General features: G+C 37.7%; 7 protein-coding genes and 1 tRNA gene. 3 read left to right on the top strand and 5 right to left on the bottom strand.

From position 1 onward, the window contains the following. Positions 1-55: 55 nt before the first annotated feature. Positions 56-466 carry a DUF4293 domain-containing protein gene (locus BLT57_RS06945; protein WP_091424096.1) on the bottom strand — a complete coding sequence of 137 codons (411 nt, stop codon included), beginning with the start codon at positions 464-466 and terminating at the stop codon, positions 56-58. A gap of 221 nt (positions 467-687) precedes the next feature. Between BLT57_RS06945 and rho the strand changes: the two genes are divergently transcribed. Next, complete coding sequence (rho, locus tag BLT57_RS06940; protein ID WP_091424093.1) at positions 688-2379, top strand: transcription termination factor Rho; 1692 nt, start codon at positions 688-690, stop codon at positions 2377-2379. Positions 2380-2518: 139 nt separating this feature from the next. Here the strand turns inward: rho and rpsT are convergent, their stop codons facing one another. The 3 genes from rpsT to proS form a co-directional block, all read right to left on the bottom strand. Beyond that, on the bottom strand, positions 2519-2773 hold the full coding sequence (rpsT, locus tag BLT57_RS06935; RefSeq protein ID WP_091424089.1) for a 30S ribosomal protein S20: 255 nt from the start codon (positions 2771-2773) through the stop codon (positions 2519-2521). Between the two features lie 24 nt (positions 2774-2797). After that, positions 2798-2869 (bottom strand) — tRNA-Glu (locus tag BLT57_RS06930). A gap of 144 nt (positions 2870-3013) precedes the next feature. Continuing rightward, positions 3014-4492, bottom strand: a complete 1479-nt coding sequence (proS, locus tag BLT57_RS06925) for a proline--tRNA ligase (RefSeq protein WP_091424086.1) — start codon at positions 4490-4492, stop codon at positions 3014-3016. Between the two features lie 100 nt (positions 4493-4592). Here proS and BLT57_RS06920 point away from each other — a divergent pair, with 100 nt between their 5' ends. Together BLT57_RS06920 and BLT57_RS06915 are read left to right on the top strand one after the other, a co-directional pair. Next, entirely contained in the window at positions 4593-5600 is a 1008-nt protein-coding gene (locus BLT57_RS06920; RefSeq protein WP_157717137.1) for a hypothetical protein, read from the top strand. Between the two features lie 36 nt (positions 5601-5636). Continuing rightward, entirely contained in the window at positions 5637-7154 is a 1518-nt protein-coding gene (locus BLT57_RS06915) for an OmpP1/FadL family transporter (protein ID WP_091424081.1), read from the top strand. Positions 7155-7349: 195 nt separating this feature from the next. Here the strand turns inward: BLT57_RS06915 and BLT57_RS06910 are convergent, their stop codons facing one another. Continuing rightward, positions 7350-14033 carry a T9SS type B sorting domain-containing protein gene (locus BLT57_RS06910; protein WP_091424078.1) on the bottom strand — a complete coding sequence of 2228 codons (6684 nt, stop codon included), beginning with the start codon at positions 14031-14033 and terminating at the stop codon, positions 7350-7352. Positions 14034-14063: the final 30 nt, after the last annotated feature.

Below are 14063 nucleotides of genomic sequence, written 5' to 3'. Positions count from 1 at the left end.
AAACCCAAGGTCTTCACCTTGGGTTTACGCACTAAAATAATTAAGATAATAGGGTTTATCGTAATCGATCAACAGATTTGACGAGATCTTCATCCTTCTTGATGGCCTTATTGGCTAATACCAATAACACGATAGATAAGATAGGTATGAAAATCGCAACACCTTTCTCAGAAATATGACTTTCTCCAGGTGGGATTAGCAATTGATATACAAAAAATCCTAATAAAATAAAGTTTAATATGATATTAAGACGTCCCAAAACAAATTGAAACTTTCTGTTTTTGTAATTAAAAATTGAAATTAAAGATAATAAAGCAGAACCTAAAAACAAACCTAAATACAAATAGTTGTCTTTAGCATATACGGGAAGGTCCTCGGTATTGGTCCAAAGATGAAATACAAATATTAAACCTGCAGACACTGCGCCAGCAAGTAATAAGTATACGGTTTGTATGCGTTGAATCATAACTATTAGCACTAATGAGGGACAAAATTACTAGTTTCTTTTTAAAAGTAATATTAAATTTTAAAAATAAAATCGTATTATTGCAACAACAATGTGTTACCTACAGTGTAGCAGCATGTTAAATCTTCAGATTTTTTTCAAATTTTTCCCAGTAGTACAGTTTTCAGAAAAGTAAGAATCGAATCCATTTCATAGAATAAACTTAATTAGTACACACATACATGTTCGAAATTTCCGAATTAAAAGCAAAAAAGCTTCCTGAACTTCAGGAAATAGCTCAAAAATTAAACGTACCTAAATACCGTACTTTAAAAAAATTAGATCTTGTTTATCAAATTTTAGACTTTCAGGCCGCCAATCCAGATGCTGTCAAAAAAGAAGTTCTAAAAGATGCTCCAAAAGAAGCTCCAAAAAAACCACAACCCCAACGTAAGCCTCGAGCCCGTGTTGAGAACAAAAAAGATCAAAATCCGACCCAACAAAAAATGGAGTTAGATGAGAAGAAAGACAATAGTCCAACTCCATCTAAACCTCATGAAAAGAAGGATAATAGAAATCCACAAAACACGAATCAAAACACTGATAATCGTTCTAAAAACCCTAATGACAATAAGCCTAATCCGCGTCACAAGGATAAGGATAAGGATAATAAACAAAATCAATCAAAAGATCACAAACCTAATCCACGTCAGAAAAGCAATGACAATAAGCCTAATCCGCGTCACAAGGATGGTAATGTGCATAAAAATAACGGCAACAAAGATAATCGTAACCGTTACAGAGAACCAGACTTTGAATTTGATGCTATCATAGAGAGTGAAGGTGTATTAGATATCATGCAAGATGGCTACGGTTTTTTACGGTCATCTGATTATAACTATTTATCATCTCCAGATGATATCTATGTATCCCAATCACAAATTCGTTTATTTGGATTAAAAGTTGGCGATACTGTTTTTGGAAATGTACGTCCACCGAAAGAAGGTGAAAAATATTTCCCCTTAATTAAGGTCAGTAAAATTAACGGTCAGAACCCAAATGTTGTTAGAGACCGTGTTGCTTTTGAACACTTAACGCCTTTATTCCCTGAAGAGAAATTTAATTTAGCGGAGAAACAAGCAACTATCTCTACACGAATTATGGATTTGTTCGCTCCAATAGGAAAAGGACAACGTGGTATGATTGTATCACAACCGAAAACAGGTAAAACGATGTTACTGAAGGATGTTGCCAATGCAATTGCCGCGAATCATCCTGAAGTTTATCAAATGATTTTATTAATCGATGAACGTCCTGAAGAAGTTACAGATATGCAACGTAATGTGCGTGGTGAAGTAATTGCCTCTACATTTGATAAAGAAGCACATGAGCACGTAAAAATCGCGAATATCGTATTGGAAAAAGCAAAACGTCTGGTAGAATGTGGCCACGATGTGGTGATTCTTTTAGACTCTATAACACGTTTAGCAAGAGCTTATAACTCAGTTCAACCTGCTTCTGGTAAGATTTTAAGTGGTGGTGTTGATGCCAACGCACTTCATAAACCTAAACGGTTCTTTGGAGCTGCGCGAAACATTGAAAATGGAGGGTCATTAACAATTATTGCTACAGCCTTAACCGAAACAGGGTCTAAAATGGATGAAGTAATCTTTGAAGAATTTAAAGGCACTGGTAATATGGAGTTACAATTAGATCGTAAGATTTCTAATCGTCGTATTTTCCCAGCTATCGATTTAACATCTTCTAGTACACGACGAGATGATATTTTATTAGACGCTACAACAATTCAAAGGATGTGGGTAATGCGTAAATATCTTGCTGATATGAATCCTGTAGAAGCTATGGAGTTTATCAATGAGAGGTTCAAACAAACGAGAAATAATGAAGAATTCTTGATATCTATGAATGGGTAATCAAATAGACTTATAAATCTAAACTAAAAAAAGCTCTTAATTCAAATTAAGAGCTTTTTTTAGGCGCCATAAATTGACCAATAAAAAAAAGCTTCTCTAAAAGAGAAGCTTTTTTAAATAATTATAATTTAAATTCTTGTTAGCTTAGGGAAGCTACATGTTTAGTTAACTTAGATTTTAAGTTAGCAGCTTTATTGTCATGTATGATGTTGTTTTTCGCAAGTTTATCAATCATAGTAATCACTGAAGGCAAATATTCTTTTGCTTCTTTAGCTTTTTCCATGTCACGTAATCTTTTAATAGCACCACGAGTTGTTTTGTGTTGATATCTGTTACGTAAACGCTTTGCTTCGTTACTTCTAATTCTTTTTAATGCTGACTTATGATTTGCCATTTTTTCTTTTTTATTAAAAAATTGTAGCCCGTAGGGGAATCGAACCCCTCTTACCAGGATGAAAACCTGGCGTCCTAGCCGATAGACGAACGGGCCATTTGAGTTATTATATGAGTAATCTAACAATTTTACTAACCATTAAACCACTTTTCAAATGAACGTGCAATTACTCATTGCGGATGCAAAAATACAACTATTTTTAAATGTTGCAACACCTAAATAAAAAATTTTAAAAAAAATTTAATACGCCTTCGCAAATAGCACACGATTAGTTGACGGTTTACCACTAAAAACGCATGTTCCAGCTTCTTTTTTTACTTCCATAGGAATACACCTAATTGTAGCTTTAGTGAGTTCCTTGATTTTTTGCTCAGTTTCCATTGTACCATCCCAATGTGCTGAAATAAATCCTGTTTTATGTTCTAGTACCGTTTTAAATGTTTCAAAATCATCTACTTCCGTGATATGAGAATCTCTAAAATTTGAGGCTTTAATGAATAACTCCTTTTGAATTGTCTTTAAAAGTGTATCGATCTTAGGTACTAACTCAGACATAGGAATAATATCTTTGGTTAAAGTATCACGTCGTGCTAATTCTACTGTTTCATTTTCCAAATCTTTTGGACCAATAGCTATTCGTAATGGAACTCCCTGCAATTCATGTTGCGCAAATTTCGCGCCTGGTCTGTGCGTGGTTCTAGCATCGAACTTACAGGTTATACCCAGAGTTTTAAGTTGCTTAACAATATCTTGAGCCTTCTCTGTAATTGTAGCTAGTTGTTCATCATTTTTATAAATAGGAACGATAACCACTTGAAAAGGTGCTAAATTTGGTGGCAACACCAATCCTTTATCATCACTATGAGTCATAATCAATGCACCAATTAATCGCGTTGAAACACCCCATGATGTAGCCCAAACATAATCGAGTTTACCTTCGTTATTTGTAAACTTAACATCAAAAGCTTTTGCGAAATTTTGTCCTAAAAAATGAGAAGTCCCTGCTTGCAAAGACTTGCCATCTTGCATTAGTGCTTCAATACAATAGGTTTCAACAGCTCCAGCGAATCGTTCGCTTTCAGACTTCACTCCTTTAATTACAGGAATTGCCATAAAGTTTTCTGCAAACTCAGCATAAACATCATTCATCTGTTCTGCCTCTATAAGCGCTTCTGCTTCGGTAGCATGAGCCGTATGTCCTTCTTGCCACAAAAACTCTGCAGTACGCAGAAATAAGCGCGTTCGCATCTCCCAACGCACTACATTTGCCCATTGATTTATTAAAAGCGGTAAATCTCTATAACTTTGAACCCATCCTTTAAAAGTATTCCAAATAATCGCTTCACTTGTCGGTCTCACAATTAGTTCTTCTTCTAGCTTAGCTTCAGGATCAACACGAAGCTTTCCTTCGTTTTCTGGATCATTTTGAAGTCGATAATGGGTAACAACAGCACATTCCTTTGCAAAACCTTCTGCATTCTTTTCTTCGGCTTCAAACAGACTTTTCGGCACAAATAATGGAAAATAGGCGTTTTGATGTCCCGTTTCTTTGAACATTCGATCTAATTCTGCTTGCATTTTTTCCCATATTGCATAGCCATAAGGTTTAATAACCATACACCCTCTAACCGCAGAATTCTCAGCTAAATCGGCTTTGACGACCAGTTCATTATACCATTTGGAATAGTCTTCCGCTCTACTTGTAAGATTTTTACTCATTTTAGGTGTTTTGGCACAAAAGTTGTGTATATGTTAAATAAAAAAATAGTTCAGCAAAACTAACTATTTTTGTAATGTTCAACAATAAAAATAAAGAGATATGCGGTTTAAGAATTACATACATACAAAATTTCCGTTTTTTGTTGCGCTTAGCATGACCTTATTATTAGCTTCTTGCGGCTCATACCAATATGTTGGTTATGACAGTGATGGAATATACGATAATGATGCAGTGGTCTATGAGGAAGCAACAACGGTTAATGTTGACGATAATAGGTATTACAAAGATTATTTTACTGAAAAAGACAATCAATACAACAGCATTCCTGATGACGGTAGTGCTATTTTTACTGATATAGATAGCTATAGCAGTAATTATATAGAAGACCCCCAGGAAAGCCAACAAACTGGTTATGCAGGTTGGGGACAAGCTAATGAAAATGTAACTATCAATTTCTATGACAACGGTTGGAATAACTGGGGATGGAATGCTTGGGGATGGAACGCTGGTTTTGGTTGGGGACAACCTTTAGGCTTATGGAATCGCTGGAATCGTCCTTGGGGATGGAATAACTGGGGATGGAATGCTGGATTTGGCTGGAATAATTGGGGCTGGAACGCCGGATTTGGATACAATAATTTTTGGTGCCCTCCTGGTTTCAATGGCTTTTTTGCTAACAGTTATTATAATGGAGCAGGCTATGCGTATAATTATGGACGACGAGGTGCAAATGTTTCAGGATTGAATAGAAATGCATCCTACAGTAGAAATAGAGCATCAATTTCAAGAAGGAATTCATCTTCAGTTAGAAGTAGATCTACATTTAACTCAAGGCGAAATAATTCTAGCGTGAGATCAACGCGTTCGGTGCGTCCAAGAGGAAATAACTCATCGGTTAGACCAAGATCAACACGAACCAGAAGCAATAATTCTTCTGCACGACCAAGAACAAGAACTAACTCCAACTCTTCTTCAAGAACAAGAATGTCAACACCTAGAAGAAGTAGCTCACCAGCAGTGCGCAGTGGCGGTGGTAGTCGAAGTAGTGGTGGATCTACGAGGTCTTCAGGCGGCTCAAGCAGAGGCGGTTCTGGACGCAGAGGATAATCTAAATTATTAGTTCTTTAATTACAATATTTTAATATGAAAAAGTTTACTATACTCGCCATAGGTGTACTATCTATGTCTAATATTATGGCTCAGGACATATCTGATGCCCTAAGATTTTCACAGGATGAAGTTCAAGGAACTGCTCGTTTTAGAGCATTAAGTGGCGCCTTTGGTGCCTTAGGTGGCGACATGTCAGCGATAAGTATCAATCCTGCCAGTTCAGCTATCTTTAAGGAGAGTCATGCATCGCTTTCACTTTCTAGCCTAAACGTTGATAATGATATTGCATTTTTCAACGGTAGAAGTACATCATCTGATTCAAAAATTGATTTAAATCAAGCTGGAGCGGCATTTGTGTTTATTAATAGAAATGAAAACGCCCCATGGAAAAAATTTGTTTTATCCGTAGCTTATGACAAGACTGCTAATTATGATGATCAGTGGTTTGCATCTGGTGTAAATACAAATTCAATAGACAGTTATTTCTTAGCTTATGCCCAAGGTCGTCCTCTAGATCAAATTTCTGCATTTCCCGGAGAAACACTAAATGAAGCTTATGGTGAGATTGGTGCCTTTTATGGCTTCGGTAATCAACAAGCTTTTTTAGGTTATGAATCCTTTATTTTGGAACCTGTTGATAACACCGATGGTAATACAGCTTATACTTCAAATATTGCACCTGGATCTTTTAGTCAGAATTACCGTTATTTAGCTACAGGTTACAATGGAAAATTAGGCTTTAATGCAGCGGCACAATACGAAGAGAAACTATACGTAGGATTAAATCTTAACGCACATTTCATCAATTATGAACGATTTACTGGTTTTAGTGAATCTAACTCAAACGTTGGATCGCTTGTGACTGATGTTCGATTTGAAAACAGCCTATTTACAACTGGAAATGGATTCTCTTTTCAGTTAGGGGCTATTTTGAAGGTTACAAATGAATTGAGAGCCGGACTAAGTTATAATTCTCCGACTTGGTTCACTATTTTTGAAGAAACATCACAAAGTATTTCTACGTTCGTTATGGATGATGTCGATGGAGATTTTACGACATCTATTAATCCTAACATCATTAATATATTCCCTGAATATCGGTTACAATCTCCGGGTAAAGTCACTGGAAGTTTAGCTTACGTTGGTGAACGTGGTCTATTAAGTTTTGATTACTCTAGAAGAAACTATCAAAACACAGAATTTAGACCATCTTCGGATCCATTCTTTGCTTCACAAAACGAAACGATGAATACTCTTTTTAAAACTGCTCAAACCTATCGTTTTGGAGGTGAATATAAGTACAAGCAATTCAGTTTTAGAGGCGGATATCGTTTTGAAGAAAGTCCATTTGAAGATGATACATTCTACGGAGACCTTACAGGTTATTCACTTGGTATTGGTTATAACTTCGGAAACACGAGATTAGATTTAACGTATGACCAAGCTGAAAGAACCGTTAATAACGAATTGTTTTCTGTTGGACTTACTGATGCTGCAACTATAGATACTATGAATTCTAATATTACACTAACTCTAGGGTTTAGTATTTAAACACAACAAACATTTATACAGAAAAAGCCAGACAATGTTCTGGCTTTTTTTTAGGCATTAACCGTTCTTATTCATAACATGTTCGTAATCTTTCGATAACCAATCATTCGATTCTAAACTAGTATTAAATGACTAAGTGTTAAATAGAAAAAGGCCATGCTTACCGCATAGCCTTTTAAGTCTATCTTTTACCCTTTATCTTTTCAAGGTAAAATGGGCTTTAAATTCTTTACGTTCACCTGTTGAACGTTCATTATACTCAACTACAAACCAGTAATCACTCGTTGGCATTGGATTACCATTATAGGTCCCGTTCCAACCTATTCCCGAAGGACTGAGTTGTTTGATTAACTTTCCGTATCTGTCAAATATATAAATTTTTGCATTAGGTTGGTTATCTATATCTGTTATGTTCCACGTATCATTATATCCATCTCCATTTGGTGTAAAGAATTTTGGATAATCCATAACCGTCACGTCATCACTGGCCTCTCCACAACCAATCTTATCTCTCACCGTTACGGTATGATCTCCTATTGATACATCTGTAAATATATTCTCATCCTGCCATGGTCCACCATCTAAACTATACTCATAGTCTCCAGACCCCTCAACAGTAACTTCGATAACATGAACATCTGCAAAATCAAGACTTACAACTAATGCCATTACTGTTGGCGGTGAGCTCTCTATAACCTCAGTAATATCACTGCTCTCACACATTGTGTTTGGAGAACTTGTAACATCTGTAACAGTAACACTGTAGGTTCCGCCCTCACTTGGCATATAACTAGAGTCTGTTGCACCTGCAATCTCTGTACCATTAAAGAACCATACAAATGTGTATTGCCCTGTATCAAGTCCGGTTTCTAATACTGGAAGATTTAATACCTCGCTCCCATTTGTGTCAACACATAAAATATAGCTGTCTTCCAAATCAAATACTGGTAATGGATTCACCTGAAGTGTTAGTGGGGCTACAGCATAACAGATTGATGTGTCCATACCTGCGACATCTAGTGTGTCATTATCAACTCGAGCCCAGATCACTTGTGGGTTAACCACATTCTCATATAAAAATGGTAAGGGGTTCACACCCAGCTCTGCATCGGCCTCACTTGCATAATAGCTCACTATATAGTTCGCTGGATCTTGACCGTCTAATATTGCATCATTTTGAAGTGTTAAATCAAACTGCGCACTGTTATTCGTTGGATCATTATCATCATCCATCTCATCATCACAAATCTCAAATACAATTGGCTCCATATCACTATTAGCCTCAGCTGCCTCTTGAACTTCTATATTAAAACTCGGTGTACTTATAGAACAGCCCGTATCGTTATTTGTAATTGCTACAAAAATCTGTTGTGGATTGGTAAGGTTCGTATATGGACTCACTAGCGCATTGATTAGCGCATCAGCATCGGCCTGTGTCTCGTGATAAGTCACCGTAAACAAGGTAGCATCCTGACCGTTTAATACCTCTGCATCTTTTAGCGTTAAATCAAAATCATAAAAACCATCGTTATTAAGCTCACATGCAATAAAGTCGGTCACCGCAACAACATCTGGTAATGGATTAACCAACAATGTAAAGTTAACTATGGTATAACATCCTGTGATATCATTTGTCACACGTACATAAATCAACTGTGGCGTACTGGTGTTGGTATACATCGTTGGATCTGCTATCGCATTGATCCCTTCTTCTGCATCCTCTAATGTCTCATGATAGCTTGGTGTTACTCCTACCTCTCCATTAAGTAATAATACTTCATTAGTGGTCAGATCAAATACCTCTTCCATATCGCCTGGATTGATATCATCACATAATACTAATTCTGGTAATACCTCTGTTGGTGTTGGGTTTGGTAATACGCGAATCGTTAAGGTAGTGAAGTCTACACAGCCAGTATCGGTATCGGTAACTACTACATATAAGGTTTGAGGGTTGGCTGGCAATCCATTTACTGAAGTATTGGTATAAGCACCTGCATCTACTGCATTGGTCTGAGCCTGTGCATCTACATCAGTCTCATAATAACTTACACTCCAACTTGCTTCGCCTCCTGTAATCTCTACATCTTTTACTGTTAAGTCAAAGACTGTAATCTCATCATCTATCTCATCATCACATAGCTCTAAGGGTGTTGGCTGTACCGCTACTGGTGGTAGCTCTACCCGTAAGTCAAACTGACCTACATCTACACAACCGTTAATATTACTCACCAAACGTACATAAATCGTCTGAGGATTACTCGTATTGGTATAATTCCCAACATTGGCTATTGCATTGTTTCCTGTAAGAGCATCGGCCGCTGTAACATGATAAGTAAGTGTTACATCTGTCTGTCCTCCTAATATCTCTGCATCCTTGGTAGTCAAATCAAATTGAGTAATCCCATCTGAATTTGTATCACAAATCACATAGTCTACTATCGTTACTGGAACTTCTGGTGATTCTAGTACTCGGATTATTAAAACTTCCGAAGCATTATAACAACCCGTAACTGTATTGGTCGCTCTAATATAAATCATCTGCTCATCCATAACGATATTCGTGTATGGACTCGCTAGTGCATTATCTCCTGTCTCTGCATCTTGCTGTGTCTCATGGTAGGTAATGGCTATATCAAGCTCTCCTCCTATAATCTCCAAGGTCCTATCCTCTAAGTTAAATTCTGTAAATCCATCATTATCCTCATCACACTCCTCTAAATCTGTCGGAACTGTCGGTGATGGAATTGGATTAACCCTTAAAAGTATCGTAGCTGTGGTGCTTACAAAACAACCTGTAATATCATTTGTAGCGCGTACAAATATTGTTTGTGGGTTACTCGTATTCTCATATGGACTTGTTATTGCATTGGTATTATTATCTGCATCTACCTGTGTCGCAAAATAGGTTAAACTAATCCCTGTCTGTCCGTTTAATATCTCATCAGTGGCATCCTCTAACATAAAGAATTCTACCTCATCTCCTGGATTATTATCATCACATAACTCTAGTGGTGCTGGCTGTAACAGTACTGGTAATGCATTAACGATAAGCTCTAAGGTCGTCAGTTTATAACATCCCGTAGCTGGATCAATATCCTCTACTCTAACCCATAGAATCTGATTAAACGCTGTGGTATTGGTATAATTCGCTGGAGTTGCAATCGGATTATTAGACATATCTGCATTCATCTCTGTCTCATAAAACGTTACCGTATACAAGGTAGGATCTGCTAAGTTTTGTAAAATCTCTGGAATCTTACTGGTCAAATCAAACTGTGCAAAACCATCTGCTGATAAATCATCACAAACCTCTAAGGCTGTTGGTGCTGATCCCAATTGTGGGGTAGGACTAACAATTAACTGCAACTCTACTATAGTAGCACAGGCAGTAGCTATCGTTGAACTCTCCACACGCACATAAACCGTCTGTTGGTTCTCTACAATATTATTATACGGACTCGTAAGTGCGTTCACATTATTATTCGCATCTGCCATCGTCTCATGGTAACTTACCGTAAGAGCTGGGTCGCCTCCTGTTATCTCAATATCTTTACTCGTTAAATCAAAAACTCCAAATCCATCACTGTCTGGATCACAATATAATAATGGAGTTGGCGTATTGGCTATAGGTGCCTGCTCTACTACCAACTCTAATGTTGTCGTATCATAACAGCCCGTGTTGATATCCTGAACACGCACAAATACAATCTGACCGTTGAATAAATTCGTGTAAGGAATCGCTAATGGATTTAAATTATTATCAGCATCAAACTGATCAATATGATAACTTACAGAGTAGTTAGGATTGTTACCCGTAACCTCTACATTCTTTAGCGTTAAATCTATAATCGTAATACCATCTGGAGTACCATCATCACAAACCGCTAAAGGCGTTGGAGCGATAACCACTGGCTGTGAAAACACTGTAAATGTTTGAGAACTTGTTGTTGGACAAACTCCATTAGATGTGTATTCTACAGTATAAGTCGTATCAAAAGCCCCTCCTGTTACAGTACCTGTAGCTGGATCTATTATAGCACCATCTCCAGGAATTGGATTGAATGCAAATGTTCCGCCAGGTAAACCTGTAATTGTCGCAGTTGCTCCATCACAAGTTGTTGCCATTGTAAAACTTGAATCATCTTCTGGAAAAACAGTAACGCTTTGTGCTACTGTTTCCGGACAGTTTCCGATTGTAGTATATTCTACAGTATATGTTACACCTGAACCTCCATTGGTTATTTCTCCAGTAGCTGGATCAATTAAAGCACCATCTCCAGGTACAGGGTTAAAACTAAATACACCACCTAAATCACCTGTAATAGTTGCGGTAGCACCCGTACAGCTTGGTGTCAATGAAAACGAAGCATCTTCCGCAGAAAATACGGTTACGCTTTGACTAGTTGTCTCAGGGCAAGGTCCGGAAGTTGTATATTCAACAGTGTACAATGTTCCAGAAACACCATTTGTAATTGTTCCTGTATTTGCATCTATTACTGCGCCATCACCTAAATCTGGAACTAATGCAAATATTCCGCCAGCATCACCTAAAATTGTTGCTGTAGCCCCATCACATGTAGGTGTTAATGTAAAGCTTGAATCTTCAAATGCTAATACTGTTACAGATTCTGTAGATACAGCAGGACAAGCTCCAGCAACTGAATACTCCACTGTATATGTAGCACCTTGAGTTCCGTTTGTAATGGTCCCCGTTAATAGATCTAAAACAGCACCATCAGCTGGAACTGGATTAAAAACAAACGTACCACCCAAATCACCTGTTATGGTTGCTGTAGCTCCGTCACACGTAGCTGTTAAATTGAAACTAGCATCCTGCTCTGGCAAGACGGTAAGAGTTTCTGTATTACCAGGAGTACAGGAACTAGCAAACTCATAAACAATAATATAAGTAGCACCTGGAGTTCCCCCTGTTACTGTTCCTGTTGCAGGATCAATAACAGCACCATCTGTTGGTTGTGGATCTTCAAAAGCAAATACACCTCCTAAATCTCCTGTCACAATCGCTGTTCCACCGTCACAAGTTGGTGTTGTCGCAAAAGAGGTATCAAAAACTTGTCCGACTAATATCGTCTCTGTGTCATTTATTGCTACCGTACAAGCCCCAACCGTAGCATCTACCAAGTTAAAAACCTGATCAACTGCAGGAGCCGTCACTGTAACTGTGGCCGATCCGGTTCCGTCTAAAACAACGGTCTGATTTCCTCCAGCATTAATTGTATAATTTATTGTTGCATTGGGTGAACCCGTAATTAAAAACACCGCATCGTCACCATTACATATAGGATTAATGACCGCAGTAACATCAGCTACAACTTCTTCATCCATAGTAATACAAACCTCCTCTGTATACTCACATCCAAAATCATCTGTAACTCTATATGTATAACAATATGTACCAGCCGTTGGTGGTGCCACTGTAATCGTACTTCCAGTTACATTAGTAATTGTTGGATCTGCATCCCAAGATTCAGTAACAATAACAGGAGTAAATGATAATTCTGGTGGTTGAATACTAGGATCAAAATTTAATCCCCAAGAAAAGACATAACCATTATCAATAGTTAAATTATCTACAATTTCGATACACCAATCTCCGTTCAATGGACTTCCCACAAGAGCATTAAAAGATTCTACAGGTAAATACGTACCCGGTGCCCATGAATTATTAGGTGGATTGGAACCCGCTATTATTGTATTGGCATTTGAAAGCAATGTTGTGGCCGACATTGAAAAACAATAATCTGCACCAATACCAGGTGTGTTACTTCCATCATCATTAGCGCCTCCAAAATAGGTTCCACCACCTGCTTGTGTAAACAAATCGGCTTCTTGACCATTTGGAGAAATGATTTTAATATCTAAATCTCCCGAGTAGGAATGCTCCATATTCACACATATCTCGATCAGTTGAGCTGGGTCATCTAATAATTGATCAGACTCAAAACAATCTACTGTAATACATGTCGTATAAACTGCACCTGAACCATCAGGCAAAAAAGTTGTTCCACTCACCGGAGGCGTACAATCATTTACAAATGGGACAGGGTTTACAACACCGTCTATTGTGGTCGTTTCTCCAAAGCACAGGGTATCGTCTGCCGCCTGTGTACCAGTAAAGTCTGGTTCAGTAGCAACCTGTATCACTTGATTAATGAGGTTTGTATTAGGACATCCTAGTGGGTCAGAATCTGTATTCGCGTCTCGTACGTTTAAATTTACAATATATACTCCAGGAACAGCATATGAAAACGTAGCTGTTTGCCCTGCTATTAAATTCCCATCTCCTAAATCCCACTCATAGGTTGCACCAGTACCATCAAACTCAAAGTTTCCACTTCCTGTAAGGGTAATATCCTCTCCAGGGCAAACTCTAATGTAACCATCTCCATTTGGTGCAGGAGTAGCAGTGTCTATTTGCGACGTAATTGTTTGACAAGGTGTAAAACAAGAAATATTTGCAGCCCAACCTGTTGTGGTTCCTGTGCCATCTGACACGAATTGAATGGTTAAACAACCAGATCCATTATCATCAGTAGCTGTTACAAATCCCGGACTATTAGCACCATCAAATGTTCCAAAAGCAGGACTTGCAACACTATCACCATTAAATATGGTCATAACATCCGCTCCAAGCTGTGTACTAAATTCGGTAAAATTTAATTGCACTAATTGACCAGCTGAATCAGGACAAATAGTAAGGACTAAATTTTCATTACTGGCGTAAGCGCCTCCGGGACCACCTGAATCATAAAAAACGTCTGAGCAACTGGTTACTGAACCATTTTGCATGTTGACGTCTTGTGAAAAAGCGTGAAATGAAATTATCGAGAATATTATGAGTAATGCTTTTTTCATAACAAAAAATTATAAATGGAAAATTAATAT

This window comes from Formosa sp. Hel1_31_208, from assembly GCF_900104785.1.
Classification (GTDB): domain Bacteria; phylum Bacteroidota; class Bacteroidia; order Flavobacteriales; family Flavobacteriaceae; genus Psychroserpens.
Note: the sequence above shows the minus strand (reverse complement) of the source record. Positions and strands in the feature narration are given on the sequence as shown.

What these genes read in the sequence shown, in the direction of transcription:
- BLT57_RS06945 (WP_091424096.1), bottom strand. Translation starts at nt 466, where the DNA reads ATGATTCAACGCATACAAACCGTATACTTATTACTTGCTGGCGCAGTG.
- rho (WP_091424093.1), top strand. Translation starts at nt 688, where the DNA reads ATGTTCGAAATTTCCGAATTAAAAGCAAAAAAGCTTCCTGAACTTCAG.
- rpsT (WP_091424089.1), bottom strand. Translation starts at nt 2,773, where the DNA reads ATGGCAAATCATAAGTCAGCATTAAAAAGAATTAGAAGTAACGAAGCA.
- proS (WP_091424086.1), bottom strand. Translation starts at nt 4,492, where the DNA reads ATGAGTAAAAATCTTACAAGTAGAGCGGAAGACTATTCCAAATGGTAT.
- BLT57_RS06920 (WP_157717137.1), top strand. Translation starts at nt 4,593, where the DNA reads ATGCGGTTTAAGAATTACATACATACAAAATTTCCGTTTTTTGTTGCG.
- BLT57_RS06915 (WP_091424081.1), top strand. Translation starts at nt 5,637, where the DNA reads ATGAAAAAGTTTACTATACTCGCCATAGGTGTACTATCTATGTCTAAT.
- BLT57_RS06910 (WP_091424078.1), bottom strand. Translation starts at nt 14,033, where the DNA reads ATGAAAAAAGCATTACTCATAATATTCTCGATAATTTCATTTCACGCT.